Origin of the sequence: Hafnia paralvei ATCC 29927 (genome assembly GCF_001655005.1) — a bacterium.
Lineage (GTDB): Bacteria > Pseudomonadota > Gammaproteobacteria > Enterobacterales > Enterobacteriaceae > Hafnia > Hafnia paralvei.
Genome location: NZ_LXET01000058.1, coordinates 1 through 25474, shown reverse-complemented (window position 1 = coordinate 25474; position 25474 = coordinate 1). Strand labels below are relative to the sequence as shown.

Genomic DNA, 25474 nt, shown 5'->3' with positions numbered 1-25474 from the left:
TTTGCCATGATAGAAAGGGAATATTTAGTCGCTGGAATGCAGGTGCGTGAGCACCGTTTAGACGTGCCGCTGAATTGGTTCGATGCCAGCGATCCACGCCGGATTTCGATTTTTGCCCGTGAGCTATCTATTGCTGGCCGAAACGCCGATGGGCTGCCGTGTCTATTGTTTTTACAAGGGGGGCCGGGAGGTAAATGTCCGCGTCCAACCAGCCAGAGCGGGTGGCTCGCTGAAGCGCTGAAGAGTTTCCGCGTGATCTTGCTCGATCAACGCGGAACAGGGCAGAGTAGCAGGATCGAATCCAGTTCGATTCGTGGCTCCAGCCCCCAGCAGATCGCTGACTATCTTCGCTGTTTCCGTGCTGATTCTATTGTGGCCGACGCTGAACATCTGAGAAAAACTCAGTTTGGTGGCCGTAAGTGGAGCACTTTAGGGCAGAGTTTTGGTGGTTTCATTACTTTGACGTATTTGTCACAAGCTCCTCAAGGACTTGAAGCCTGCTATATCACGGGCGGGTTGCCTGCCATCCAACCGAATGCGGAATTGTTATATCAGCGCACCTACCAAAAACTGAGAGAAAAGAATCAGATTTTCTTCTCTCGCTATCCTCATATGCGGCAGCAGATTGACCGCATCGCCGACGTACTGAGTGAACAAGAGGTTTATCTGCCCGATGGCGATATTCTTACGACTCAGCGTTTGCAAACGCTGGGTATTCAGTTGGGAATGAGCGAAGGCTATGAAAGCTTGCTGTGGCTGTTTGATGAGGCTTTTAATCAGGATGGCGAGCTGAGCGATACTTTCCTTACTCAGGTGATGAACCTGACAGGCTTTGCTGAACATCCACTCTATGCTGTTATGCATGAAAGTATTTATGCTGACGATAACAGTGGTGCAACGAATTGGGCGGCGCAGCGAGTGCATAACACTTTGCCGGAGTTCCATGCTGAACAAAGGCCTCTGCTTCTGACCGGCGAAATGATCTACCCGTGGATGTTTGCTGAAATGCAGACTCTACGACCATTCCAAGAGGCAGTAAGCTTACTCGCCGAGAGCGAGCGGTGGTCACCGCTGTACGACGCGGACCGCCTGAAGGCTAACCAAGTACCTGTAGTCGCCGCAGTTTATTACAACGACATGTATGTTGATGTAGGCCTATCGCTAGAAACGGCGAGCCATATAGGTAACTTGGAAACGTGGATCACCAGCGAGTATGAACATAACGGCCTGCGTGTGGGCAATGTATTCTCGCATTTGCGCCAGATGATGGCGTTACGTGGCGTCGCTTGATTATTTAATAACACCGTACGTCAGTAATAAAAAACCCGCCGAAGCGGGTTTTTTCACACGAGTGGAAATCAATCCCACCAAACATCAAACAGATCGCTCACGACAACATTCTTCATGCCGTGTGATTCCAGCCACTCTTTTACCAGCTTCTGATGTTCTTCGGTGCACTGACCAATCTGCTGCAGGCAGATCAGACCTTCCCACGCCAGATAGCCACTACCATCAAATGCTAGGCCGTTTGGCTCGATAGCTTCATCGATGAACTTATCAACAGTAGAGTCGATAATGTCGATACCGGTGCCTTCTTCAAAATTCCAGCTTACGCTGAAGCCCAGTTCCTGAAACTCATCGATATGCATCTTTTTACGCAAACGACGGCTGCGGTTTTTAGCCATTATTCTACCCTCTCAAACATCAAATCCCAGTTGCCATGCCCCAAACGCTGACCACGCAGTTCAAACTTCGTTAATGGACGCGAGTCCGGCCGAGGGACGTATGTATTATCGCTGGACAGGTTTTTATAACCTGGTGCGTTGTTCATCACTTCCAGCATATGCTCGGCGTAATTTTCCCAGTCTGTTGCCATATGGAAAACGCCGCCGATTTTCAATTTGCTCTTAATTTGCTGAGCAAACGGAGCCTGTACGATACGGCGCTTATGGTGGCGCGCCTTATGCCATGGATCGGGGAAAAACAGCTGAACCATTGCCAGTGAGTTTTCCGGGATCATTTCTTCCAGCACTTCAATAGCATCGTGGCACATCACTCGCAGATTAGTGATGCCAGCTTCGTGTGCGGCTGCTAAACATGCACCAACGCCCGGCGAGTGAACCTCGATGCCGAGGAAGTTTTTCTCTGGATGCTGCTGTGCCATGGTCACAAGCGATGCGCCCATACCAAAACCAATTTCGAGTACGGTAGGTGCGTCACGGCCAAATAACGCGACAAGATCCAGCGGCTGCGGCTGAAAATCTACGCCCATCACCGGCCAGAAGTTATCCAGCGCAAACTGCTGCCCTTTGGTCAGACGCCCTTGACGGCGTACAAAACTGCGGATACGGCGCATAACGCGACCGTTCTCATCAAATTCCGGTGATACTACGTCATTCATAGTGGTGCTTCATCTGCCTGAATATGGATGTTTAACATAAAGTGAAGGCGCATTATGCAAAGTTAGCCAGTTTTCACAAGCTATGATTTTAACAGCTACCGGTTAGTTCTAGGCAGAAACTTTATTTATTTACTGTTAATCGCTGGATAACGCTCACATTCATCAGCGTTATTACCGCGAGTAAAACAGCCGATTGATGCAAGCTTGAGAAAGATCCGGTTTACAGTCGGTAGCCTCTGTGCTGCAATCGCAGCCTATTTTTATCAGCCTTGGTTTCTTAACCGCTAATGGCCTTCAGGGAACTCCTAACGCTTATGATGCTGGCGCAACAATTCGCGCAGTCGGTGCTGACTTGGTACGACCGCTACGGACGTAAAACTTTGCCATGGCAAAGCCCAAAAACACCTTATCAAGTATGGCTGTCGGAAGTCATGTTGCAACAAACTCAGGTTGCGACCGTGATCCCTTATTTCTTGCGTTTTATGGAGAAATTCCCAGACGTTCGCGCGCTGGCCGCGGCGCCTCAGGATGAGGTGTTACATCTTTGGACAGGGCTCGGTTATTACGCTCGTGGCCGCAATCTACATAAAGCCGCGCAGACGATTATGGAAAAGCATGGCGGGGAATTCCCGACGTCGTTTGACGATGTTTGTGCTCTTCCCGGCGTTGGCCGCTCCACTGCTGGTGCGATCCTTTCATTGTCGCTCGGTCAACATTATCCCATCCTCGACGGGAACGTGAAACGCGTTTTAGCGCGTTGTTACGCAGTTGAAGGCTGGCCGGGAAAAAAAGACGTCGAAAATCGGCTGTGGGAAATTAGCGAACAGGTCACTCCTGCCAACGGCGTTAGTCAATTTAACCAGGCGATGATGGATTTAGGCGCGATGGTTTGTACCCGCAGTAAGCCAAAATGCGAGCTGTGCCCGCTAAGCAGCGGTTGTATTGCCTACGCTAATAGCAGCTGGAGTCAGTATCCGGGTAAAAAACCAAAGCAAACTATTCCTGAAAAAACTGGCTATTTTCTAATGATGCAATCTGGCGATAATGTGTGGCTGGAACAGCGTCCTAACGTCGGACTATGGGGCGGATTGTACTGCTTCCCACAGTTTATCAATGAAGATGCGCTACGCGAGCACGTGGCTTCACTAGGGGTAAAACAGCCCAAGTTGCATCAGCTAACATCATTTCGCCACACGTTTAGCCATTTCCATTTAGATATCGTACCAATTTGGTTTGATATAACGCAGCAAAGTCACTGCATGGATGAAGGAACTGGACTCTGGTATAACTTAGCCCAGCCACCGTCCGTCGGTCTGGCAGCCCCCGTGGAACGTTTATTGCAGCAGCTGTCTAAAGAGCCAGTTTCTCAGCGATCGTAACAAGGCTCACCACATGAGGAATAATCATGAGTAGAACGATTTTTTGTACATTTTTAAATCAAGAAGCCGAAGGGCAAGATTTCCAGCTGTATCCGGGTGAGTTAGGTAAACGGATCTTTAACGAGATTTCGAAAGAAGCATGGTCGCAGTGGATGTCCAAGCAAACTATGCTGATCAACGAGAAAAAACTCAGCATGATGAACCCAGATGACCGCAAACTTCTTGAGCAGGAAATGGTGAAGTTCTTGTTTGAAGGCCATGATGTGCATATCGAAGGTTATACGCCGCCGAGCCAGTAATCTTAATAACGAGTATATTGCGGGTTTGACAGCGCTAAGCCCGCAGTTTGAGATCCTATTTTTCATCCAATATGGCTGTGAAGATGAAGAAAGTTTTAGCATTGATCCTGATCGCACCCTTGCTGATCTCTTGTTCTGGAAAGAAAAATACTCAGGACAGCGAAGCCTATGTCAAAGATACCAATGGTTTCGACATTTTGATGGGACAGTTTGCTCATAATATTGAAAACATTTGGGGCATCAACGAGGTGCTGATTGCGGGGCCAAAAGACTACGTAAAATACACCGATCAATACCTAACGCGTAGCCACATCAACTTTGATTCCGGCCAGATCACTATTGAAACGATCTCACCGACGGATCCGGCCGCCAGCCTTAAACAGGCCATTATCAGTACACTGCTGATGGGAGACGATCCCGGTTCTATCGACCTCTATTCTGATGTAAACGATATTCAGATCAGCAAAGAACCCTTCCTGTACGGTCAAGTATTAGACAATACCGGACAGCCAATTCGTTGGCAGGGGCGTGCTAGCAACTTTGCCGACTATCTAGTCCAGCATAAGCTTATGAAGCGTACTTCTGGGCTGCATGTGATTTACTCAGTAACGATCCAATTGGTGCCAAACCACTTGGATAAACGTGCTCATAAATACCTCGGGATGGTACGTAAAGCTTCTGAAAAATATGGCGTCGACGAGTCTTTGATTCTGGCAATTATGCAAACCGAATCGAGCTTTAACCCGTACGCCGTCAGCGGCTCTGATGCACTTGGTCTGATGCAGGTGGTTCAGCACACCGCTGGTAAAGACGTATTTGTACAGAAAGGGAAATGGGGTACGCCAAGCCGTAGCTATCTGTTTGATCCAGAAAATAATATTGATACTGGTACTGCATATCTGGCGATCTTACAGAACAACTATCTGGGCGGCATTCAGAACCCGACGTCACGGCGTTATGCGGTAATTACCGCTTACAACGGCGGCGCAGGCAGCGTGTTGCGAGTATTCTCCAGTGACCGTAACCGTGCAGTGAGCATCATCAACCAGTTAACACCGGGTGATGTATACGAAACGCTCACCAATAAACATCCTTCTGGCGAATCACGTCGCTATCTATACAAAGTGAATAACGCGCAGAAGAGCTATCGACGCGGGAAGTAAACTTTCTCCACGCCCGCTCTCCTTTTGAGGGCGGGCAGATGCCTCATCATAAACTCAGTCATGATGATGATTATGCCCTTCAGCATGTTCATGCTGATGTTCATAGTCTTCGCCCGGCACCACAACCAACTTACCATAGCGCACGCCGCGCTCTGCGATCACCTTCTCTGCAAGACCCTTTACTTTCCCACTCGCACCTTTAAGCAGCGATACTTCTAAGCAACTGCCATGATCGAGATGCACATGCAGGCTTGCGAGCGATAAATCATGGTGATCGTGGAAGCTTTTCGTTAGACGCTTAGAAAGTTCACGGGCTTCATGGTCGTAAACATAAAACAGCGCCGCAACGCAGTTGCTAGTTTCATCGTTCAATGTCGGCATTGCCGTGGCTTGAAGTCCGGCACGAGCTAAATCACGAATCGCCTCGGAGCGATTTTGGTAGTTACGTTCTTTGATGATGGTGTCGATCTCAGCCATCAAATCATCATCCAGTGAAAGGGTAACTCGTTGCATAAAATTAGTTCCTAATCCGGCTTTAGTCGCAAGAGTATGCCATTGTTCACATAGCTAAAAAACCGAGCTACCAACAACTTAGTCTATCAACACTAAGGATGAGTCCATCAACTTAGTCCATTAATTCTAACGGCCCACCTTTTTCTAATGCGCGCAAATAGGCAGGTCTCGCGTGTAAACGCTTCAATAACCCCCGTGCATGTGGGGCCTTATCCAATCCCGTGCGTATATTCATTGCTTCCAAGGGAAAACTCATCTGTATATCTGCCAGACTAAAGTGGTCACCAGCAAACCAGTTATTTTTACTCAGGTGATTTTCAATGAAGCGCAAATGCGTTGCCAGTTGCTGATCAAGGTAACCACGCTGCACACCTTTACCTAACAGGCTGCCAATTGGCCGAATGATCCAAGGCACTGGAGCCTTCCCTAGTCGATTAAAAATCAACTTCATTACCAATAATGGCATTAATGATCCTTCGGCATAGTGCAGCCAGTAGCGGTACTGCATCCGTTCTGGCTTATCCTGCGGTTTGAGCAGTGCGGAGTGGTCATAAGTATCTTGCAGATATTCGAGAATGGCAGCGGACTCCGCAATTGTCCATTCGCCATCGGTCATCACGGGAGCCTTTCCCAACGGATGGATTTTTTTCAACGATTCAGGAGCCAGCATGGTTACGGGATCGCGTTGATACTGTTCGATCTGATAGGGTAATCCCAGCTCTTCAAGCGTCCAAAGCACCCGGTGTGAACGCGAATTATTAAGATGATGGACCGTAATCATTTTCTAGCTCCACTAGCATATGTTTTCTAACTATAGCCAGCAGATGAAAAATTACACAAAAGATCATGGGGGCGATTAAAAACAAAGGGAGCCACCGATGGCTCCCCTTATTGGGTAAAACAACTGCCTAATAAATCTGATTAAAAATCAGTATTAAACATTTTTGTCCTGCATTTCAAAACGAGGTGAGATCAGGCCGTACAGTGTCCATCCTAAGAAGGTTACAATCGCACCATACATCATGGCTTCTTCACCTGATGAATAAAGAGCGTAGAAGCTATACATGGCACCAATAAACGCGATGATATTTGCCATGCGGGCTTTGCTTGGATTGACCTTCGCAACTTTCTGAATAATAACCAGAGCGGCCATAGACAGAATGTAAGGGATAATATTAGTTACTACCGCAAGGTTAACCAGCACGTTGAACTGCTTATTCAGTGACGGGCTGATAGTCATCAGAGACAGCACGGTTTGGATAATCACGATAACGATCATACCTTTTACCGGCGCGTCAGCCTTAGTCAGCTTAGAGAATACTTTAGGGAAATAACCTTCATCCGCCGAGGATTTAAACACCTGAGCGATGGTGAACTGCCAGCCGAGTAATGAACCTACGCAGGACATAATCATCAGAGCCATGATGATTTTACCCACACCTGGAGTAAACATTTGCGCAAATGCTAAACCAAACGGCGCGGTTGAATTCGCCAAATCCATATTTGGCACAATACCCGCAATCACGTTAGTTGAAACAATATAAATAACCGCTGCGCCCAATGTGCCGCCCAATACGGCAATAGGTACGTTACGTTCAGGATTGTCGACAACATCAGTATTAGCACAGGCAGATTCTAGCCCCAAGAACGCCCACAGCGTCATTGCGATAGAAGAACCGACCGCTTCAAATACAGGTAAATGATGCGGGTTCCAAGACTGTACATACATCGTTGGGCTGAACCAGAACCAACCGATAACCGAGATACCAACAACCGGAATGATAACGCCCCATACGGTTACGCCACTAATGCGACCCGTAATTCTTGCGCCACCAAAGTTAGCAATAGTTGCCAGCCAAAGCACGCCAATTGTCGCGATACAAATTCCCAAAGGTGTTAAGTTTGCCCCGACTAATTCGGTACCGTAGCCAACGGCAGAAATTGCAATTGCCACGTTCGCAATTAGCAAAGATACACCGTAGGTGTAGTTCGCCATGAAGTTGCCGGATTTACCAAAGGCATATTCCGCATAGCCTCCCATACCACCTGATTTACGGCTGAACATCCCACATTTAGCAAAAGCATAAGCCAAAGCCATTGAGCCCAAAGCTGTCACCAGCCATGAAACAATAGACAGCGTCCCCACTTCTGCTAATTTCGTCGGTAACATGATGATCCCTGAACCCATCATGTTTACCGCCGTCAAAATTGTGAGCTGAACGACGCCCATTTTATTGTTGCCTTTAGACGTACTCATATTGTGTCTCTCTCATAAACTCTGTTAGCGAAGAGCCGGTTACATCGCGACCCTTCGCTATTTCTTTTTATCGGAAAATCAGTTTCGGCCAATAGCCCTGCCGAGAAATGATTTCTAGTTTATTGTTTAATAACATAGCCATAAGCACGTTTACGTCCGTCCTCATCCTGTTGGATATAGACACCCTGCAATTCAGGAGCAAAGCCTGGTAACAGATTGATGCCCTCTTCCAGCGCCAAGAAATAACGCTGTACAGAACCGCCCCAGATTTCCCCTGGAACCACACACAGCACACCTGGAGGATAAGGAAGAGCACCTTCAGCGGCGATGCGGCCTTCAACCTGGCTCAAAGCAACTAATTCAACGTTGCCGCGTACAAACTCGATATTCGCCTGCTGTGGGTTCATCACCACTTTCGGGAAGTGAGCTTTACGGAACATCTCTTTTTGCAGTTGTTTCACGTTGTGGCTGACATACAGGTCGTGCATTTCCTGACACAGTTGGCGAATGGTGTAACCCTGATAACGTTCTTCGTAGTTTTTGTAGATAGATGGCAGCACATCAGCCAGTGGCGCATCTTCTTCCAACAGGCGCTCAAAGCGGGCAATTTGGGCAACAAGATGCTGCATCTTGGCCATATCTTCCGCTGGCGTCATCAGGAACAGGATGGAGTTCAAGTCGCATTTTTCCGGTACGATGCCGTTTTCACGCAGGAAGTTCGCGAGGATAGTGGCAGGAACGCCAAACTTGTCATATTCACCGGTTTGTACGTTGATACCTGGTGTGGTTAGCATCAGTTTGCATGGGTCTACAAAATATTGATGCTCTGCGTAACCTTCAAATGAGTGCCAACGCTCACCAGGGATGAAGTCGAAGAAGCGCAGATCGTTTGCCATCTCTTCGGTATCAAAGTCTTCCCATTTGCGGCCATCAATGGTTGCTGGAACGAATGGACGAATATGTTTGCAGAGTTTTAACAACAGCTTACGGGTTTCAATACCTACTTTAACGCAGTCCATCCACATACGTTTTCCGCTTTCGCCTTCGTGCATTTTGGCGTTAACGTCCAGCGCAGCGAACAGTGGGTAGAACGGGCTGGTCGATGCGTGCATCATAAATGCATTATTCATGCGCTTATGGTTCACATAGCGATCTTGACCCTTGATGTGCTTATCTTTTTTATGAATCTGTGAAGTCTGAGAGAAGCCAGCTTGTTGTTTATGTACTGACTGAGTAACCAGAATACCAGGGTCGTTTTCATTCAGTTCCAACAACAGAGGCGAACAGTCGTTCATCATTGGGATGAACTGTTCGTAACCCACCCATGCAGAGTCAAACAGGATGTAATCACACAGATGACCAATCTTATCAACCACCTGACGAGCGTTATAAATGGTACCGTCATAGGTGCCTAACTGAATAACCGCTAACCGGAACGGACGTTTTTCGCTAGAGCGCTCTGGAGCAACTTCACGCACTAAATCACGCAGGTATTTCTCTTCGAAGCAGTGGGAATCAATACCACCGATGAAACCAAACGGGTTACGCGCAGTTTCCAAATATACTGGCGTTGCTCCAGCCTGAATTAACGCACCGTGATGGTTAGACTTATGGTTGTTACGGTCGAACAACACCAGGTCGCCTGGCGCGAGTAAGGCATTCAGCACCACTTTGTTAGAAGAGGATGTGCCGTTTAATACGAAATAGGTTTTATCTGCGTTAAACACTTTTGCGGCATGCATTTGTGCAGTGCAAGGTGCGCCTTCGTGGATTAACAGGTCACCCATTGAGACGTCAGCGTTACACAGGTCAGAGCGGAATAATGTTTCACCAAAGTAATCAAAGAATTGACGTCCTGCTGGATGGCGGCGGAAGAACTGGCCACCTTGGTGCCCAGGGCAGTCAAATGCGGCATTGCCTTGCTGTACGTATTCCACCAAGCTACCAAAGAAAGGAGGTAATACTTCTTTCTCATATTTAGTTGCGGCAGCTTCAAGCTGTTTACCGTAAAAATCAACGTTGCCATCGCATAATTCAAATACGCCAGTTACACGTGGCAACACCTCTGCAGGAAGTTCTTCTTCGCAACAAACCGCGACAAAGATAGGAATACCAAAACCGGTTTGTTCAATGGTATCTAACATACCGGATACCGCATCCTCAACGGAAATGACTGCGGCTGAAACATCAGTAAAGTTAGTGTTATTAATATCTACCGTTTCACGTTCCGTACTAAAGCATTCCGAGGTGTTGTTATTAACAGCTATTTTTAGTTTTTCCATTTTATTTATGGTCTCTTGTTTTATTAATAGTAAAAAATTAGATACAGCATAGCCGTCAGATATTCCCAAACGGGATCTGAAGCTGAATTATTTTTTTTTAGGCAATATTCCCCTGCAATAATTCAGGATATTGAATTACTGATAAGAGTTGATGATTGCCTTGGTGGACATGCCACCGAGTTGGCGTATGAGCTAGTCAGGATTGTCAAATGCAACTTGCCGAATGATAGATAAAACTAGTCTATTCAATAAGATACTAGATTAACTAACGTTTGGGATCGGGCAAGCATGACGATCCGCAATAGCGGACGCCGCAGGAGGGGAGATTATTTAGAGTTGAAAAGGTGAAAGTCAAAGCAGCTACGATGCGCCATCATCATAAGATGAGTGACACGTCGAATATGTGGCATAGCTTTATTGTTATTTTCCATTTCCTATTTCCTCTTTATCTGGAAACCGAGGACATTGTAACTCGGGAAACTACATAAACCGTGATATTTATCACTAATATGAGGTATATAATAAATAAAAAATAAACAATGTCTAGTATTGAATGCATATTTAAGCATCACTAATAGTTATTAATATGTAACATGTTTCATATTGATATTACTTTAAAGAAAAGCTCATAATCACTTAACTCAAGCAATCAAAAAGAGGGCACATAAAAATAATGTTTTGTCCGTTGGAAAAAGAGTGAACAGTAGCCATATTTTTAACAAAAGCATTACAATATAAATTTCTGGTGCATTCTTAGTTATTTAAATTGATTATTTATTCATTTTAGTGATGGATGAGCCGGATCACATAACCAAAATTTCATCCTATTCTTGGTAAAGCACCGTCAGAGAAACCAAGCTCAGATGATAGATAAGTCAGAGTAAGCCTATATAGACTACGCTTGGCTATAGAAGCGACAAAACCTGAGACTTCCCCGCTAATTTGTTGAAAAACTGAGCGTACAAGCCAAAGGTATCGAATTTACGTTGACGGCGGCGAGGTAATTTAGTCTAATACGCCCCGTTGCCCGGATAGCTCAGTCGGTAGAGCAGGGGATTGAAAATCCCCGTGTCCTTGGTTCGATTCCGAGTCCGGGCACCACCCTATTATCAATGGACGTCAACCGACGTCCATTTTTCTTTTCTAAGTCCGCGACTTACGAACCTTTACTTCCCCTGATAGTCTACTGAACTCAATCTGATTCTTCCCACATCAACATCTTTTCCGAGGTATCACCCGAGGTATCTTCAGTTCGATAAAATCGGTACCTCAGAATAGTGGTAAAAGAGGCATCTTTTATGGCACTGACTGATATGGCTGTCCGCAATGCAAAATGCCCGACAGACAAAAAATTCATCAAAATCTACGATGCAGACAAACTCTATCTTTTCGTTTTCAGTACGGGCTCAAAACGCTGGCGTTTTCTGTATCACTTCAATGGCAAACCACAAACTTATCTTATCGGCCCCTACCCTGAAATCTCATTAGCGGAAGCACGCCTCCGCCGCGACGATGCCAAAAGGCAACTGGCTAACGGCGTCGATCCTAATCAGGAAAAGCGGGAGGAAAAGAAAGGACACACAAACATCCGCACATTTGAGGCCGTGGCTCGTGAGTGGCACAAAAGCAATCGTAAATGGAGTAAGGATCACGCCAAACGGATCCTAACTTCACTGGAAACACATTTGTTCCCGGCACTGGGAGAATGTGACATCACTAAACTGAATACCCGTGATCTTCTGGCACCAGTTAAAGTTGTGGAGGCCAGGGATAATATTGATACTGCAGGGCGACTGCAAAGCCGCATTACCAACATCATGCGCTATGCCGTACAGAATGCTTATATCAGCTATAACCCGGCACTGGACATGAAGGGAGCTATCTCCTCGCAGAAGGCTGAACACCACCCCGCATTGCCTTTTAAAGGGGTCGCCGATCTATTGGAGAAAATGAACAGCTATCGGGGGCAGCCTCTCACCATACTGGCAATCAGGCTGGCTTTGCTCATCTTCATCCGTTCCAGTGAGTTACGTTTTGCTCGCTGGCCGGAAATCGACTTCAAACGCGCACTCTGGACGCTTCCTGACAAACGCGAAGAGATTACCGGAGTCAGGTTCTCCACGCGTGGTGCCAAAATGTGCACCCCACATCTGATCCCATTGTGTAAGCAGGCTGTAGATATACTGGAGCAAATCCACGAGATCAGCGGTGAATTTGATTTGATTTTTACCGGGGCTCACAATCCTTATAAACCGATGAGCGAGAACACCATCAACAAAGCATTGCGCAAGATGGGATTTGATACCAGAACCGACATCTGCGGCCACGGCTTTCGTACTATGGCATGTAGTGCCATGATCGAATCCGGCCTGTGGTCAAAAGATGCCGTGGAGCGTCAGATGAGTCACCAGGAACGAAGTAACGTCCGTGCTGCTTACATTTATCTTGCAGAACATCTTGATGAACGTAAACAAATGATGCAATGGTGGGCTGACTATCTTGATGCGAATCGTGAAGGCTATGTAACACCTTATGAGTTTGCTCATTCTGAGGATGCCGGGTCGAAATAATAGTAAGACAGCCTGGTAAATGTGAACGTAATCCCTGGACGCTCAGACTTCATGGTTGGGCGTCCTCCATTTCATAGCAGCGCGTTTAAACGCCCCCTCAAATATCATCCCTGCATTTCACTGCACGTAAACTATCGGTTTATTTTACCCGGTGTAAGCGATCCTCAATATCAAGCCCTGCTGTAAATTCTCTGCGATCATTCCCCAAATCCTGTGTGGTAACCCGCGATCTACAACGAGTGACAACCCCATACAGGAAAAAACCTATGAAAAGATTTCTCATCTTTGTCTCACTGGCAGCGCTGCCTTTTCTCATTGAGCGCTTGCTGGCGCTGATTCATCTCATCGTGCTCTCAGTTCTGGCTCAATAGCCGCCCTTCACGCCTCCAGTGACGCCTGACAGTTCAATTCCAACTCACATTTGACTCAACTTAGGTGCAATATGCGCATTTACATCGACGACGGTTCTACCCATATCAAAATGCTGTGGGAGCAGCACGGCAAAACGTTCACTCATATAAGCCCCAACAGCTTTAAACGCGGATGGTCAGCCACGTTTGGCAACGGTAAGCCGTTTAACTATACCGCAGGCAAGGAGAAATATTCGTTTGACCTGATTTCCCCCGATTCCCTGACCACCAGTAATATCGAATGGCAGTACAGCCCGCTCAATGCCGTAGCTGTGCAGCATGCGCTACAGACCAGCGGCCTTGCGCCGCAGTGCGTGGATATTGTGGTAACGCTGCCGCTGGCGGAGTTCTACGACGAAGACTCCCAGTACCGGCTTGATAACATTGAGCGCAAGAAACAGAATCTGCTGCAACCGGTGGTGCTGAATAACGGTCACGCCTTTACCATCACCCGCGTTACCGTTCGTCCGGAGTCCATTCCTGCCGGGATTGCACTGTGCGATGAACTCTCGTCCTCCAACTCGGTATTGATAGTTGATCTCGGCGGAACAACGCTTGATATCTCACAGGTGGCGGGTCAGATGTCCTCAGTATCACGTATCTACGGCGATCCGGCGTTAGGCGTATCGCTGGTGACCGATGAAGTGCAACAGGCGTTTCGCAAAGCCGGTATGGCCCTATCACGTTACAACGTGGACCGGCTGATTATCAAACGATTCGACGATACGTACCTGGCGAACAACATCAACAATCCACATGCTGTCGATGCCATAAAACAGGCAATACAAAGTGGTATCGCGCGTTACCGTGCCCGGGTGCTGGAAGCGATTGATCGCTTTAAAGGCTATACCCATGTTGCGGTTGTAGGTGGAGGAGCCTGCCTGCTGGCTGATGACATTCGTACTCATGTTCACCTGCGCGACGATCGTTTCTTCGTGGCACAGGAGCCGCAGTTCGCACTGGTACATGGACTGAAATCCATTGGTTAACGGAGGCGGTAATGAACCGTAGAAAAGTACTGATTTATCTGCGACCTGATACGCAGGCCAGCGAGCGTTTTGCGGAAGCGAGGATAGAGGCGCACCACCGGGGCGATCGCGGAGAGTTATCACGAACAGCGTTAATTGCAGGTATTGCGCTGGGCGAGATTGACAGCCGGTTACCATCGGTACTGGCCGCATTGCTGGCAGACAACACGAGCCCGGAAACACTGCGCACTATGCTGGTCTCGTTTCTGAACATCCAGCCGGGATCGCATCAGCCTGTATCGGTAGTAGTCACAGTACCAACACCAGAGGTAACGAAACGGCCCACCAGCAGTGTTTCAGCAAAGAATCTGGCGGGCTCCCTGCCAGGGTGAAATATTATTTCATCACCAAATGGAAGCAAAAAAATAATCCAGGACGCTCAGCCTTCATGGCCGGGCGTCCTTTTATTATTACGTTTTTTTCTTCAGTAGCGTCGTTAAGTCTGAGTCTGCTGATACTCGCGGAAAGGTTCAGGTAACAACCGAAACACAGCATACCCCTCATCATCCTCCAGACGTTCAGCGGTCAGATGACATTGTGCCAGCAAGGCAGGAATGCCGCTGATATCGCCAGTAAGCCGCAACTCCATCGGCCTGATGAGTTCACCCTTGTCGGTGAATACCTGATGCAACTCGTCTTTTGGCGTATAGATCGCACACACATTACCCGCTAGTTTTCCACCTGCGGCCCATTCCATTGCCGACATCAGCCAGTCTATCCAGCCCATTGTCCGAAGCGTGTCAATCATATACGTAAAACGAAACAGCGTGCTCTGCCGGGTAAGCTCGCCAGAACTGGCAAGCCAGATATACTCAACCTTGCTGTATAGCCGCGCCGATGGCCCGTAACGTTTACCCTGCTCCTGCAGCCAGATGATGTCCGATGCTAACGTTCGGGGAAACAGCTTATGCTTCTGCGCTGTCAGCAACCACTGCATGATGAACATATGCGTCTGCAAAGCAGAAAGCGCTTTCCCTTCCTGTCTGGCAAGGCCAACAGCAGCCAGAATGCACCAGGCAAGGTGAGCGAGATTTTCGGTCGGGCGTTTTTGCCAGGCGAGAGTGGTCAACCAGTCTTCCTCCGTCACGGTGAAAAGGCTATTTCATCATGCCCAGCGGCCCTTGGTCAAAATACGCAGTATCGCCAGCAGCGGCACACATCATATGGTCAAATGGGATGCGCAACGTTCCGCCTTTCATCTCCAGCGAAACAAACGCCGGTGTAACGCAGTTGCCGGCATCAAACGCATCGCTGGCTACCCAACGTAGCCGGCTGGCAACCTGTTGCCCTGGCGCGACCACAACCGACCGCAGAACCGGCCCCGGATGCATCCCGTGGGGAATGCGTCGTTCCACGGTCAGAGGCTGCTGTTTCGCATCCTCAAACCTCAGTGCCGGCAACGGTTCCAGCGTGCAGGCAATGTGTCCTGTGTTGCGTAACACCAGCAGGGTACCGCTTTGCGACATACCGGTAAATTCCCCATCCCTGTCATCAAGATGCGCCCGAATATCGTCAGGCTGGCAGAATGTATCAGCAGCCCCACCTGTTGTCGGGATGACAGTAATCAACACGTCAGAATGCCGGTCATCGCGCTGAGGCGCCCACGGACGGGCATACTGAAGAACCAGCTTCCCCTTTCCTGGCGTGATACCTGTCAGGCTGAGTACGGTATCTCCTCCACACCCCGACATTCCCTTTGCGCAGTCATTGGAAGTGGTGTATTCCATGCTCACCAGTGCTACCTGAGGCGGAACGGAGCGGATCATCCACTGATACCCCGTGGTCGGACTGGTGGGCAGGGTTATCTGAAATGATTCGCCTTGCTTCACGGATTTTTCTGCGGGAACCCCGTTGTCTGGTGACATATCGGAAGCAAATGCCGTTGAACTGAGCAAAAACAGCAGCGGGAGCATTGAGGACAATGCTATTTTTTTCATAAAAAGCTCCAGTGAATAAACGCCATAATAGCGGGGATATGCTGACCATTTTCAAAACCAGTGACGTTCAGCTCTTTCTCAATACGCCATCCCTGCGGCGTTTTTTTTGATAAACACCACCGAGTGAACAGTGAAGGCGACCATATATGGTCAACTAATACTGCCTGTCCAGGGAAAGATTACGAAACTCCGCAGGTCGTGCGCACAACTGCGGGCCGATCATCAGGAGCTTACGGCTCTGAATGACACTATCAGCGCCATGAGCATACAACTGACTGAAATGCTGGAACGACGCTGCGTATTCCGCTCTGTTCGATCACGGATTGGCATCGAAGTTCGATCAGGATTTCGTCTCCATTCGGTCAACCGGGATGAGTTAACTTTTTCTACTGCTTTTTAACCTGTTTTCCCCTCGCTTTCCACTGCCGTTTTGCTTTTCCTCATTGATTCTCCTTGCAGTACCAGTCTGTGGCCGTTACGCTCCAGTCTGTCCAGGATCGCATCTGCCGTTGTCGGGCTCTCCATCAGCCCGTGCCACTTATCTACTGGGAACTGGCTCACCACCAGGGTACTGCTTTGTCCGTACCGGTCTTCCACTATTTCCAGCAGGTCGTTACATTGCGCGTTGCTCAGGGGTTCCAGACCCAGATCGTCCAGGATAAGTACCTGCGTTTTTTGCAGTTGTTTCAGGTGCTTCAGCCAGCTACCGTCTACCCGCCCCTGCGCCAGCATTTCCAGTAACCGACCAGTACGCCAGTATTGAACGCTGTGTTTCTGGCGACAGGCCTGTTCACCCAGGGCATTGGCGATCCAGCTTTTCCCACACCCCGTCGGGCCGGTGATCAGGATGTTTTTCCGATGCGTGATGTAATGACCGTTCAGCAGCTCCCGCATCTGTTCGGCTCTCAGCCCCCTTGAGACGGGGTAGTGCAGCCCCTCCGGCGCTGCCTGGTATTTCAGGTTCGCACTCTTCCTCAGACGGGCCACCCGACCGTTTTCCCTGTTCAGCAGTTCGTCATCTGCCAGCAGGATCAGCCGTTCCTCGAACGACAACTCGCCGTAGGTCTGCGGTGTTTCTCGCTGGCGGATCAGGCTCCCTGCCATGGCCGGGAGCTTCAGTTGGGTCAGTTTGTTTAACAGGTTATCGCTCATGCCGTTTGTTCCTTTGTTTGTCAGTTAGTGGTAGTAGCCTGGCCCGCGCAGGTTTTCATGCTCCAGCGAGGCCGGAGAGTGTTGTTCGCTCTGACTCGATAACGGGAGATCTTGGTTCTCGCGATTGTGGCGCAGCAGGTTGTCGATGAAGCGTCTGTCCGGTGTTTTGTAATGCCAGGCGACGCAACTGGCTTTTTCCAGCCTCTCTTTTCCGTATTTTTTCTGCAGTGCGGTCAGACCGAGCACCGCACGGTAGGTCAGCGTTGCTCGACAAGAGCGGCCACTTTGCATGTGAACGCATGCTAAAACTCACTGAATTTATCGACGATGCCGGAGAGGGGAACGGTCATTACCTGTCGTATCTGAAGCCAGAATTGCAGCGGCTCAATAGTTTCGATCTCCGCTACTGGCCTGACATTACCGGGATCATTCGCTCGCTGGGTATGGAAGAGGTGGAGATTACCTTTGCAGATGAAGCGACAGAGGCGATTATCAACGCCCACAGGCCTTCAGGGACGGATTTTTTCAGAGCGTTATTTGATAACATCAGTATGCAAAAAACCGGGGACCACTACGGATTACCACGGACGTTTAAACTCTCAGACGCAGCACTGGCGACTCTTACGATAATGCCTTGGCCGAGAGTATCAATGGCCTGTACATCAGCCAAAGTTGCAGGAATACCATCAATAGAGATTAATTTTTTGGCTACCATTACAGCACAGACCAACGCCCCACCTGTTAGACCATTGAAAACAAACTTCCCTTCATTTTTTATAGAATTCCCATTATCATCTTTGGTTATAAAGTTGAAAATACCAGCTGGATATATCCCCGAGCCAAAATCAAAAGGTGGATTATCCCCTTCATTTTTAGGAGACATGATAATTGAAGCATTTCCTCCTCCCACGTTAAAAGAAAATGCGCCTTCAAAATCGAATGAGCCCCCTTTAAATTCTGCGCTAGACTGATCCTGGGTAGTAAAAGACAGGGTTTGCCAGATAAAGCAATAATTAAACGAATACTCAAATTTAGCGTTATCAGTTAGTAACGTTCTAAGAGGTAATTGTGAAGCATTTTTTACTGCCTCATTTTCGGAAAGTACGAAAAGTGAAAATTTCCCATTGTCTTTGACATGTAAAAATGAGCGATTATAAATAGGAGTTAACTCCGTTTTTATACTCACCCCCCCCCTTCATTTTCAATTAGTAATTCCACTTCATCCATTCCCTCTACACCCATATGAAATTCAAAGCGAGGAGTTAATGTAAGATCCACAATCAACATTCCATTTTTAATATGGATTTTATTTTCTCCTATACACCCCCAGTCGAGGTAGGCCATGTCACCTGCATATCTATCAGTACATAAAATTAGCGTATGATTTTTCGCATCCATCGTAAAACCGGCATTTCTTGCTTTTGAAAAATCAGTGCCAAATAAAGTCTCTACCGTGCCACCATCCGCTTCGGTGTATGTTTGGTGTTCATTTTGATCCCATTGAAATTTGGTCGACATACATTTATCCTTATCTCAATTATTGAGGTGTGAAATGAATCAATTCCCAATTAATATACATACTCTCTTACGTTGAAAATCAATAAATCAATAGAGTTAAATAAGCTGTAATGTTTGAAGAAAGAAAATTTTCTGTCGAAGCCTCTTCTTCCAGAACACCACACCAACGGGAGACAGGTTCAATCAAGCAAAAAAACTTTCAAGTAAGAGTTACGTCACAGTTATACAATAACTCTCTCATAACCCATCAATAAAATAAAAACTATGCTACCCATCTGGGTCATTAGTGCTCTTATATCTGATATGGCAAGACTGGTAATATTGCGTTCAGAAAATTATTCTGCCATCAAGGCTTTGCAATATTTTTATCCCTTACCGACCATTTTCCGTTATCATGACCAAATTTAGCTACATTACATAAATAGCCGCATAGAATAAATTTTTAGAATAACCCTTGAAAATATCCGGGCTCGCCCCTCTCCTTCCTCAATTCAGCGTTGCTCCCTGATATTGCGGTGATACCATTGCAGGAAGTCAGGACCGGCCATCGGCCTGGCATAGTGGTAGCCCTGTATGTAGGACACCTCCTCTTTTATCAGGTAATCAACCTGCCGTTGCGTACTGACGCCCTCAGCAATCGTCACCAATCCCAGCCGTCGGCTCAGGCTGATAATCGTGTCCAGGACCGGCGTATCCCCCTGCGCGGATGAGAGTGTATCGATGAAGGTTTTATCGATTTTTAAATAATCCAGCGGCAGGGACTGCAGCGCCGAAAGTGAACAGTAACCGGTCCCGAAATCATCAATCGCTATCTTTATCCTTTTTTCCTGCAACGATAAAAGGTGTGACGATGCCAGCGAGGTATCTTCTACGAGACTTCGCTCTGTGATTTCAAGAACAGGCTGGAAACGCCCGGAAATGGCATGACAGAAAGACGCGATATCCCCGGGAAAGTCAGGATGAGTAAGGTGAGCCGCCGCAATGTTCACGCCGAGATGAAAGCCATCATGGACGTCCCAGCCCGCGACGTCCCGACGTATCAGCGCAAACAGATGATGGGTCAGGGGGATAATGAGCCCCTCCTGCTCCGCGGCGCTGATAAAGATGTCCGGAGAAATTTGTCGCCCGCCCGCCCGCTGCCAGCGCATGAGCGCTTCCACCCCGTTGCATCTGCCGGTCAGGGTCTCGCAAACCGGCTGATAGTGCACCCGGAACTCACCGTTCACTATGCCTTTTTTTATCTCATCTGCCAGAGACATTTTCTTTCGCTGCCATCGGCGGTATGCAAAGAGGAGCAGCAACGAAACCAGCAGCGATGCGGGGACCAGAAAAAGTAAACGTCTCAGGAATACATTCAGGAGGGATAAGAAGGGCGTGTTCACCATCAGCGTGGCATGGCTGACGCTGGAATGAAATATGGACGTCAACGCGCGTGATGTAGCATACGCCGCATGGCGATGGCTCAGCGGTGCGCCCTCACCGAAAAACAGCGCAAAAGAGGTATGCCGCGTCCCCGCCAGAGCATCCATCAGGTCTGAAATGTACCGGCCATCGATGACGGTAAAAGCCACATTTTCAGCACCTACTGGCATGGCATAAAAAACAACCGGGTGGTCCGGAATGCTTCGTGTGCCTGGCAGGGAAATTATCCATTCGTCGCCGCTTCCCGGAGGGAAGGTCAGGTCATAAATGTCACGCACCGGCGTGGCTTTGGCACCTGTCAGGGTCGAACAAACGAGCATATTTTGATATATCAATCCCGTGCTGCGGACATAAGGAGCCAGCACCTCCAAGGCGATTGCCCTGCGGCTTGTTTCCCCACAGGAAGCTCTTGCCAGGACGGCGGTTTGCCGCGTTGTCTGACGTGCAGCCTCTATGACGCTGTCCGCGTGGCGAAGCAGTATCTCCGCCGTCAGATTAATATCACGCTGCAGCTGCCAGAAAGCCAGCAGTAGCGACAAAAGGGTAAACAACATCAGGGGCAGTAAATACGCCCCCAACAGCACTGTGTTCTTCCGCCACATGATTATCCCCCTTCATTAACCGCGCCATACCCGCGCATGAGAACGCGTCCGTATTCAACGTCCTGTTACGGTGCAAAAAAAATACAACCCGCCGGCACCCCGGCGCTGTGTTCTGCCTGACGGGGCCGGTAACGCCGGTCAAAAGACCGGGGGGCCTACGGGATAAACCAGGATTCAAAATAGAAGGGTAACTGCTGATTACCGGGATTTTCAAGCATCAGGCTCAGCGCCGTCAGCATCCGGGACATGTCCTTCTCGGCCGCACTCATGGGGGGGATTAATAATGCCTGTGCCTGCGTTATCAGCGTCAGCAACTGCTGTTGTTTTTCAGCGTCCATATCAGATTATCTCCGTGGTGTTATTGCCTCGGTGTGTCCAGGGCACGCGCAGAAGGCTGGAGAGCAAGCGCGCCCCCCGGCGAGTAGCCCCCTGCCCTTCGGATGCGCCACCGCGGTCTCATGTTGTAAGGCCGCCGCCGGAAGGCCGCGTAAACGGCAGGCCTTCCGTGGCGGCCGGGACCAGACTCAGTGCCCCTCAGGAACGGACAGCGTACCGGGCTTTCGCGCCCGCAGGCCGTTTCTGACCACCTCAATGCTCCATGCCCACAGGCAGGTACCGAGAACTTCTGAAATCAGCTCATCGGCGGGAAGTTGGGCAAGTGAAGGTGACAGCCCCAGCAGCGGAAGGATTATGCCATGGCACAGCAGAGCAAATACCAGGCCAAAGACCAGCCCCTGCACCTTTGTCACTGCCGGCATAAACTCCGCGAACACGCAGTAAAAGAGGGCGGCGGCGACCGAAAACGCGATGTGAACGCCATCGCCTGCCCAGTACACGGCCTGGTCCGAATAATGATAAACAAGGGTGTGCCAGTCTACCCCTACGTCCTCAAGCAGCTTGAGGGGCGGCGCTAACCGGTCCGGCGTCCGGGGCGGGAGGAGCGCCTCCGTGCCGGATTTAATGAAGGCGGAAAGCACGCCGCTGATAATGCCAATGAGGAAGGCAATGAAGATACGCCTTTCCGACCGGGGCGGCACATTACATACAGAAAATGACATCGTCGTTTCTCTTCACAGGTCGTTCATTCGTCGTCGGGTCAGCAGGGGCGCCTGGTCAGGCACGGGCCTCCTCTGCTGACCCGTGAGTACCCTATTTCCTCCGCTCGCAGAGGAAAGGTTGGACTAACTAAATACCATCCCGCCATCAATCAGCAGAGACTGGCCGGTCATGTAATCCGAATCCGGCCCAGCCAGATATGAGACGCAGGCCGCCACATCCTCCGGCTCCGACAACCGCCCCAGGGTAATGCGTTTCGCAAATTCTGCGGTGCCGTAACCGGCGGGCTGACCGGCCGCGTCGGACACCTGACGGTCAATTTCTGCCCACATCGGCGTTTTCACAATGCCGGGGCAGTAGCCGTTCACGGTAATACCCAGCGGTGCCAGGTCGCGGGCGGCGGTCTGCGTCAGGCCGCGTACGGCAAACTTACTGGAGCTGTAGACCGCCAGCTCAGGATTCCCGATGTGCCCCGCCTGGGAGCAGGCATTAATAATTTTCCCGCCGTGTCCTTCCGCTTTGAATGCCCGGATAGCGGCCTGCATTCCCCAGATAACCCCCTTGACATTGATGTTGTACACCCTGTCGACGATGTCCGGCGTGATAGCCTCAATCGGGGTAGACGGTGCAATCCCGGCATTATTGATAATCACATCGAACCCTCCCAGGGCGGTGCGAGCCTGTTCCACGGCGGCAAAAAGCTGTTCACGGTCTGAAACGTCGGCGGTGACCGCAATGGCCTTTCCACCCTGATGGTTGATGTCATCAGCCACGGATTTCGCCGTGTCGGCGTTGTAATCGGCCACCGCGACGGCAAACCCATCGCGGGCAAGGCGTCGTGCAATCGCCTCACCAATTCCCTGCCCCGCACCGGTAATAAAAGCCACTTTCATACTTATTCTCCTTTCACTCATTTTAACGAATACTATTATGTAGGCTGGTCAGTCAGAGAGATCCATCTGATGAAGTACCTTCTGAAATATCGGAACAGGCCACACCCGTTATTAAACCCGCCATCATAATGAAATCTATTCTTAGGCATTGCCTTAGCAAGATTAAATACGTCCTCCAATCGCCCGGCCCCGGAAAATAATCAAAGGGAAGAATACACTCTATCTGCCCCAAGAAAACGGCTCCTGATGTTAAAGCATCAGGGAGTTAAAAAAGCAGAACCTGTGACATATTCCCCCAGGACTTTGCGTCTTCATGTCACAGCGTACTCCCCGCGCTTTAGAAAAGCGGTTATTAAATAGCGAATGGACTTTATCAACGGGAGGTGTATTACCGCAACAGGCACTTGTAAATAAATACACCTCATTTCCCCCAAGGCAGCACATTACTTTTATTAATAAAGAAAGATAATATAAATAAACCACCCGACAATAAGACAGGCGGCGGCGATATAAAACGCGCAGCGCTCAAAAAAGTTCATCGATTCCTCCCCCTTATTAACGTTATTCTGTCAGCCGATTCAGGGTAACGCGTTATCATGTGGCGTCGTCAGCGTACGCCCCTCTTCGTGCGCGGCGTGCCCCTCATCAGGCATTCTCAGGGGCCAGAGAACGGGGCGCCGCGCCCGGAGCGCCTCAGCCTTTTTCTTTTCATCCATATACACCGAATTATCGGGATTTATCACCGGCCCGGGCCCGCGCAACAGCAGCGGATTGCTGACCGGCGCAAGCGAGCCGGAGGTGTCTTTTGATGCCTGCGCGGAGAACCCCGCGCAGGCAGCCAGCACGACGAAGGTGAGCGCCGGGCCGTGGACGTTAATACGCATAATGCCTCCCAGATGAATGTGCCCCGGAGCCTGCGTTCCAGGCTTCCCGGGGCGGGTTTATCGGGTCGTCCAACCTGTTCAGACGCCCGCTGTTTTACCTATGGCGTCGTGCCTGGGCTCCCGGTCGCCGCACGGGTCTTCGCCAGGTTGGCATGAAAGGAAGAGACCTTACCGTTTTCAGGGTTCAGCGCACATTCGAACGTGAAATTCGTCCAGTCGTTGCCCACCCGCGCCTGTCCTTCGCCGGTTAATCGTGTCGCATCGTGCAGCACCAGGCCCTGCGCGTCATCCCCTGAGCCCAAGAACACCCGGTCGACTCCCTTTCCTTTGTCCGCCTGCAGGGCCGGCAGAGCGGCTGGGGCGCACATAAACTCGGCCACCTTCTTCGCGTCCGGCCACATTTCCACCATGTGACGCCCCTCGTTGACCGCAATGCGCCTGACGGCCTGGTCGATAACCGCCCGCTGCGCCGCTGACAGCGCGGCGGGCGCAGGGAGGGTCCCAGCCTGACAGGCACCTGTCGCCGAGAGGAGTAACATCCCTGCCAGCATCGTTCGTCTCATCATATGTCCACCCTTTTCCTTATTTATCCTGAAATCGCAGCCTTTCATCCCCAGGGGCTGGCCTGCGTCCCTCGCGGCGTGAGCCTGCTTATCGTGGCCGGTCAAGCCCCTGATATACGTCATTAAGCTGGTGCAGACGTTCGCGGTAGCGCGTCAGCAGACACGCCTCCTGGCTCCCGCAGCGCCGGCGGGCCACCAGCCACTGCCGCTGGTCGTCCACCATATTGCCGGCCTGCCCCATCGCCACCAGTCCCCTGAGCAACCGGTACTCGGTCGCCATCTGCACATCGAGATCGTTGAGCGCGGGGGTGTGGCACACCGCCACCTCATCTTCCGTGTGCGCCTGCGCGCAGTCAAAGCTCGCGGCCCTGCCCTGCTGCAGCCACAGCGCAGAGAACAACACCAGAAACAGCATGCTTTTTCCTCTGTGTTTTACTGACAACCTGAACTCAGTCCTCATCCTGACGACCTCCCGCCCGGCGGCATCGTACTGCGGCCTCACGCGCATGGTCACCGTGGTTAATGTCTTTCCCGACCTCTGCCGCGCGCTCCCACAGCAGGCAGGCCACCGTCCAGTCGCCCCGCGCCTCACTCGCCTGTGCCTGTGCGGCAATGCCCGCATGGAGTTTTAATACCCGAATACGTTCTTTCAGTGACATGACGGCCTCTGTTCATTCCTCACATTACCCTTAAATAAAATGTCCGAAGCAGGGGTATTCCCCTGTTGGGTTCCTACCTTCGAACGGCGATCAGGAGAACCGGTCAAGGGTGAACAACCACAGCAGCAACGCAGTCAGCATGCACACCCACAGCCGCGGGTAGAGATGCGTAAGCGACACCGCGGTCAGCCAGACATTTATCACCCATTCCATCGGCTTACCTGCCCGTACTCATATTGCTCAGGTCAGTCCGGCGCACCACCCCCAGCTTACCCAGCGCACTCGCGCGCTGGGAATATAGCGTTTTAGGTTTGCGCCCCCGCCGGGCGGCCAGCTGTACGACCGGCAAACCGGCCAGCGCGTCCCGTACAGCCTGCGTTTCCGCCGGCGTCAGGCTGAGCAGGCCGACCTCAAACGGCAAAAGCTCCTCGGGGGGCGGGGCGAGGCAGAAGGGGGCGTCGCTAAGCAGCAGGCTACGCAGCGCAT

Annotated in this window: 28 protein-coding genes, 1 tRNA gene and 1 pseudogene; 8 read left to right on the top strand and 22 right to left on the bottom strand. The window is 50.1% G+C overall.

Annotation, left to right across the window (positions count from 1 at the left end; all coding sequences use genetic code 11):
- Window positions 1–6 precede the first annotated feature (6 nt).
- Entirely contained in the window at window positions 7–1290 is a 1284-nt protein-coding gene (locus M988_RS18955; RefSeq protein ID WP_039184447.1) for an alpha/beta fold hydrolase, read from the top strand.
- 68 nt (window positions 1291–1358) lie between these two features.
- Here M988_RS18955 and M988_RS18950 read toward each other — a convergent pair whose 3' ends face one another.
- Together M988_RS18950 and trmB are read right to left on the bottom strand one after the other, a co-directional pair.
- The gene (locus M988_RS18950; protein ID WP_004093458.1) at window positions 1359–1685 is read right to left on the bottom strand and encodes a YggL family protein; all 327 of its coding nucleotides are present in this window, start codon (window positions 1683–1685) and stop codon (window positions 1359–1361) included.
- On the bottom strand, window positions 1685–2401 hold the full coding sequence (gene trmB / locus M988_RS18945; RefSeq protein ID WP_004093456.1) for a tRNA (guanosine(46)-N7)-methyltransferase TrmB: 717 nt from the start codon (window positions 2399–2401) through the stop codon (window positions 1685–1687). Before trmB ends, M988_RS18950 begins: the two co-directional genes overlap by 1 nt.
- A gap of 314 nt (window positions 2402–2715) precedes the next feature.
- Here trmB and mutY point away from each other — a divergent pair, with 314 nt between their 5' ends.
- The 3 genes from mutY (at window position 2716) to mltC (ending at window position 5242) form a co-directional block, all read left to right on the top strand.
- Window positions 2716–3780: an A/G-specific adenine glycosylase gene (mutY, locus tag M988_RS18940; protein ID WP_064575363.1), complete on the top strand. Its 1065-nt coding sequence runs from the start codon at window positions 2716–2718 to the stop codon at window positions 3778–3780.
- Window positions 3781–3806: 26 nt separating this feature from the next.
- Entirely contained in the window at window positions 3807–4079 is a 273-nt protein-coding gene (locus M988_RS18935; RefSeq protein ID WP_004093452.1) for an oxidative damage protection protein, read from the top strand.
- 83 nt (window positions 4080–4162) lie between these two features.
- Window positions 4163–5242 carry a membrane-bound lytic murein transglycosylase MltC gene (gene mltC, locus M988_RS18930; protein WP_035503554.1) on the top strand — a complete coding sequence of 360 codons (1080 nt, stop codon included), beginning with the start codon at window positions 4163–4165 and terminating at the stop codon, window positions 5240–5242.
- 54 nt (window positions 5243–5296) lie between these two features.
- On the opposite strand, the gene nikR is transcribed toward mltC, so the two are convergent.
- From nikR to speFL, 5 genes are all read right to left on the bottom strand, one after another.
- Window positions 5297–5755 (bottom strand): nickel-responsive transcriptional regulator NikR, encoded by a 459-nt coding sequence (gene nikR, locus M988_RS18925; RefSeq protein ID WP_008814748.1) that lies wholly within the window; start codon window positions 5753–5755, stop codon window positions 5297–5299.
- 112 nt (window positions 5756–5867) lie between these two features.
- Window positions 5868–6536, bottom strand: coding sequence for a glutathione S-transferase family protein (locus tag M988_RS18920; protein WP_008814749.1), 669 nt, complete (start codon window positions 6534–6536; stop codon window positions 5868–5870).
- Between the two features lie 153 nt (window positions 6537–6689).
- Entirely contained in the window at window positions 6690–8012 is a 1323-nt protein-coding gene (gene potE / locus M988_RS18915; RefSeq protein WP_039184437.1) for a putrescine-ornithine antiporter, read from the bottom strand.
- A gap of 119 nt (window positions 8013–8131) precedes the next feature.
- The gene (gene speF / locus M988_RS18910) at window positions 8132–10294 is read right to left on the bottom strand and encodes an ornithine decarboxylase SpeF (protein WP_004093443.1); all 2163 of its coding nucleotides are present in this window, start codon (window positions 10292–10294) and stop codon (window positions 8132–8134) included.
- Window positions 10295–10620: 326 nt separating this feature from the next.
- Window positions 10621–10725 carry a leader peptide SpeFL gene (gene speFL / locus M988_RS22710; RefSeq protein WP_016361109.1) on the bottom strand — a complete coding sequence of 35 codons (105 nt, stop codon included), beginning with the start codon at window positions 10723–10725 and terminating at the stop codon, window positions 10621–10623.
- A 594-nt stretch (window positions 10726–11319) separates the two neighbouring features.
- On the opposite strand from speFL, the gene M988_RS18905 reads away from it, so the two are divergent.
- From M988_RS18905 to M988_RS18890, 4 genes are all read left to right on the top strand, one after another.
- A tRNA-Phe gene (locus tag M988_RS18905) sits at window positions 11320–11395 on the top strand.
- Window positions 11396–11592: 197 nt separating this feature from the next.
- The gene (locus M988_RS18900; protein ID WP_064575361.1) at window positions 11593–12864 is read left to right on the top strand and encodes a tyrosine-type recombinase/integrase; all 1272 of its coding nucleotides are present in this window, start codon (window positions 11593–11595) and stop codon (window positions 12862–12864) included.
- A gap of 442 nt (window positions 12865–13306) precedes the next feature.
- The gene (parM, locus tag M988_RS18895) at window positions 13307–14263 is read left to right on the top strand and encodes a plasmid segregation protein ParM domain-containing protein (protein ID WP_064575359.1); all 957 of its coding nucleotides are present in this window, start codon (window positions 13307–13309) and stop codon (window positions 14261–14263) included.
- An 11-nt stretch (window positions 14264–14274) separates the two neighbouring features.
- Window positions 14275–14634, top strand: a complete 360-nt coding sequence (locus M988_RS18890) for a plasmid partitioning/stability family protein (RefSeq protein WP_064575357.1) — start codon at window positions 14275–14277, stop codon at window positions 14632–14634.
- Between the two features lie 104 nt (window positions 14635–14738).
- Here M988_RS18890 and M988_RS18885 read toward each other — a convergent pair whose 3' ends face one another.
- The 15 genes and pseudogenes from M988_RS18885 to M988_RS23065 form a co-directional block, all read right to left on the bottom strand.
- Window positions 14739–15371 (bottom strand): DUF2913 family protein, encoded by a 633-nt coding sequence (locus M988_RS18885; RefSeq protein WP_042894455.1) that lies wholly within the window; start codon window positions 15369–15371, stop codon window positions 14739–14741.
- A 28-nt stretch (window positions 15372–15399) separates the two neighbouring features.
- Window positions 15400–16239, bottom strand: a complete 840-nt coding sequence (locus tag M988_RS22705) for a protease inhibitor I42 family protein (protein ID WP_080758855.1) — start codon at window positions 16237–16239, stop codon at window positions 15400–15402.
- A gap of 396 nt (window positions 16240–16635) precedes the next feature.
- The gene (gene istB, locus M988_RS18875; RefSeq protein WP_042894453.1) at window positions 16636–17391 is read right to left on the bottom strand and encodes an IS21-like element helper ATPase IstB; all 756 of its coding nucleotides are present in this window, start codon (window positions 17389–17391) and stop codon (window positions 16636–16638) included.
- Between the two features lie 24 nt (window positions 17392–17415).
- Window positions 17416–17652 (bottom strand): annotated as a pseudogene (locus M988_RS18870) (IS21 family transposase); the annotation flags it as partial.
- A gap of 310 nt (window positions 17653–17962) precedes the next feature.
- Window positions 17963–18577, bottom strand: a complete 615-nt coding sequence (locus tag M988_RS22915) for a hypothetical protein (RefSeq protein ID WP_064575355.1) — start codon at window positions 18575–18577, stop codon at window positions 17963–17965.
- On the bottom strand, window positions 18574–18909 hold the full coding sequence (locus M988_RS18860) for a hypothetical protein (RefSeq protein ID WP_064575353.1): 336 nt from the start codon (window positions 18907–18909) through the stop codon (window positions 18574–18576). The genes M988_RS22915 and M988_RS18860 overlap by 4 nt, the downstream gene beginning before the upstream one ends.
- A 491-nt stretch (window positions 18910–19400) precedes the next feature.
- Complete coding sequence (locus M988_RS18855) at window positions 19401–20933, bottom strand: EAL domain-containing protein (RefSeq protein ID WP_156518194.1); 1533 nt, start codon at window positions 20931–20933, stop codon at window positions 19401–19403.
- 155 nt (window positions 20934–21088) lie between these two features.
- A complete protein-coding gene (locus M988_RS18850; RefSeq protein ID WP_064575349.1) occupies window positions 21089–21271 on the bottom strand; it encodes a hypothetical protein in 183 nt (60 codons plus the stop codon).
- Between the two features lie 186 nt (window positions 21272–21457).
- Window positions 21458–21991: a DUF1440 domain-containing protein gene (locus M988_RS18845; protein WP_052320156.1), complete on the bottom strand. Its 534-nt coding sequence runs from the start codon at window positions 21989–21991 to the stop codon at window positions 21458–21460.
- Window positions 21992–22114: 123 nt separating this feature from the next.
- The gene (locus M988_RS18840) at window positions 22115–22882 is read right to left on the bottom strand and encodes a (S)-acetoin forming diacetyl reductase (protein ID WP_139540900.1); all 768 of its coding nucleotides are present in this window, start codon (window positions 22880–22882) and stop codon (window positions 22115–22117) included.
- Between the two features lie 578 nt (window positions 22883–23460).
- A complete protein-coding gene (locus tag M988_RS18835; RefSeq protein WP_064575347.1) occupies window positions 23461–23766 on the bottom strand; it encodes a hypothetical protein in 306 nt (101 codons plus the stop codon).
- A gap of 98 nt (window positions 23767–23864) precedes the next feature.
- A complete protein-coding gene (locus M988_RS18830) occupies window positions 23865–24332 on the bottom strand; it encodes a hypothetical protein (protein WP_042894524.1) in 468 nt (155 codons plus the stop codon).
- A gap of 85 nt (window positions 24333–24417) precedes the next feature.
- Window positions 24418–24744 (bottom strand): lysozyme inhibitor LprI family protein, encoded by a 327-nt coding sequence (locus M988_RS18825; protein ID WP_064575345.1) that lies wholly within the window; start codon window positions 24742–24744, stop codon window positions 24418–24420.
- A gap of 34 nt (window positions 24745–24778) precedes the next feature.
- Window positions 24779–24988, bottom strand: coding sequence for a hypothetical protein (locus tag M988_RS18820; RefSeq protein ID WP_064575344.1), 210 nt, complete (start codon window positions 24986–24988; stop codon window positions 24779–24781).
- Between the two features lie 217 nt (window positions 24989–25205).
- Window positions 25206–25474 (bottom strand): hypothetical protein (locus tag M988_RS23065; protein WP_428838873.1); only part of this gene is annotated, 269 nt, incomplete at its 5' end.

What these genes read in the sequence shown, in the direction of transcription:
- trmB (WP_004093456.1), bottom strand. Translation starts at nt 2,401, where the DNA reads ATGAATGACGTAGTATCACCGGAATTTGATGAGAACGGTCGCGTTATG.
- M988_RS18860 (WP_064575353.1), bottom strand. Translation starts at nt 18,909, where the DNA reads ATGTCGACCAAATTTCAATGGGATCAAAATGAACACCAAACATACACC.
- M988_RS18825 (WP_064575345.1), bottom strand. Translation starts at nt 24,744, where the DNA reads ATGCTGTTTCTGGTGTTGTTCTCTGCGCTGTGGCTGCAGCAGGGCAGG.
- M988_RS18840 (WP_139540900.1), bottom strand. Translation starts at nt 22,882, where the DNA reads ATGAAAGTGGCTTTTATTACCGGTGCGGGGCAGGGAATTGGTGAGGCG.
- M988_RS18950 (WP_004093458.1), bottom strand. Translation starts at nt 1,685, where the DNA reads ATGGCTAAAAACCGCAGCCGTCGTTTGCGTAAAAAGATGCATATCGAT.
- parM (WP_064575359.1), top strand. Translation starts at nt 13,307, where the DNA reads ATGCGCATTTACATCGACGACGGTTCTACCCATATCAAAATGCTGTGG.
- M988_RS18820 (WP_064575344.1), bottom strand. Translation starts at nt 24,988, where the DNA reads ATGTCACTGAAAGAACGTATTCGGGTATTAAAACTCCATGCGGGCATT.
- M988_RS22705 (WP_080758855.1), bottom strand. Translation starts at nt 16,239, where the DNA reads ATGAAAAAAATAGCATTGTCCTCAATGCTCCCGCTGCTGTTTTTGCTC.
- M988_RS18900 (WP_064575361.1), top strand. Translation starts at nt 11,593, where the DNA reads ATGGCACTGACTGATATGGCTGTCCGCAATGCAAAATGCCCGACAGAC.
- speF (WP_004093443.1), bottom strand. Translation starts at nt 10,294, where the DNA reads ATGGAAAAACTAAAAATAGCTGTTAATAACAACACCTCGGAATGCTTT.
- mltC (WP_035503554.1), top strand. Translation starts at nt 4,163, where the DNA reads ATGAAGAAAGTTTTAGCATTGATCCTGATCGCACCCTTGCTGATCTCT.
- M988_RS18890 (WP_064575357.1), top strand. Translation starts at nt 14,275, where the DNA reads ATGAACCGTAGAAAAGTACTGATTTATCTGCGACCTGATACGCAGGCC.
- M988_RS18835 (WP_064575347.1), bottom strand. Translation starts at nt 23,766, where the DNA reads ATGCGTATTAACGTCCACGGCCCGGCGCTCACCTTCGTCGTGCTGGCT.
- mutY (WP_064575363.1), top strand. Translation starts at nt 2,716, where the DNA reads ATGATGCTGGCGCAACAATTCGCGCAGTCGGTGCTGACTTGGTACGAC.
- M988_RS18935 (WP_004093452.1), top strand. Translation starts at nt 3,807, where the DNA reads ATGAGTAGAACGATTTTTTGTACATTTTTAAATCAAGAAGCCGAAGGG.
- speFL (WP_016361109.1), bottom strand. Translation starts at nt 10,725, where the DNA reads ATGGAAAATAACAATAAAGCTATGCCACATATTCGACGTGTCACTCAT.
- nikR (WP_008814748.1), bottom strand. Translation starts at nt 5,755, where the DNA reads ATGCAACGAGTTACCCTTTCACTGGATGATGATTTGATGGCTGAGATC.
- M988_RS18850 (WP_064575349.1), bottom strand. Translation starts at nt 21,271, where the DNA reads ATGGACGCTGAAAAACAACAGCAGTTGCTGACGCTGATAACGCAGGCA.
- M988_RS18955 (WP_039184447.1), top strand. Translation starts at nt 7, where the DNA reads ATGATAGAAAGGGAATATTTAGTCGCTGGAATGCAGGTGCGTGAGCAC.
- M988_RS18855 (WP_156518194.1), bottom strand. Translation starts at nt 20,933, where the DNA reads ATGTGGCGGAAGAACACAGTGCTGTTGGGGGCGTATTTACTGCCCCTG.
- M988_RS18845 (WP_052320156.1), bottom strand. Translation starts at nt 21,991, where the DNA reads ATGTCATTTTCTGTATGTAATGTGCCGCCCCGGTCGGAAAGGCGTATC.
- M988_RS18920 (WP_008814749.1), bottom strand. Translation starts at nt 6,536, where the DNA reads ATGATTACGGTCCATCATCTTAATAATTCGCGTTCACACCGGGTGCTT.
- potE (WP_039184437.1), bottom strand. Translation starts at nt 8,012, where the DNA reads ATGAGTACGTCTAAAGGCAACAATAAAATGGGCGTCGTTCAGCTCACA.
- istB (WP_042894453.1), bottom strand. Translation starts at nt 17,391, where the DNA reads ATGAGCGATAACCTGTTAAACAAACTGACCCAACTGAAGCTCCCGGCC.
- M988_RS18830 (WP_042894524.1), bottom strand. Translation starts at nt 24,332, where the DNA reads ATGATGAGACGAACGATGCTGGCAGGGATGTTACTCCTCTCGGCGACA.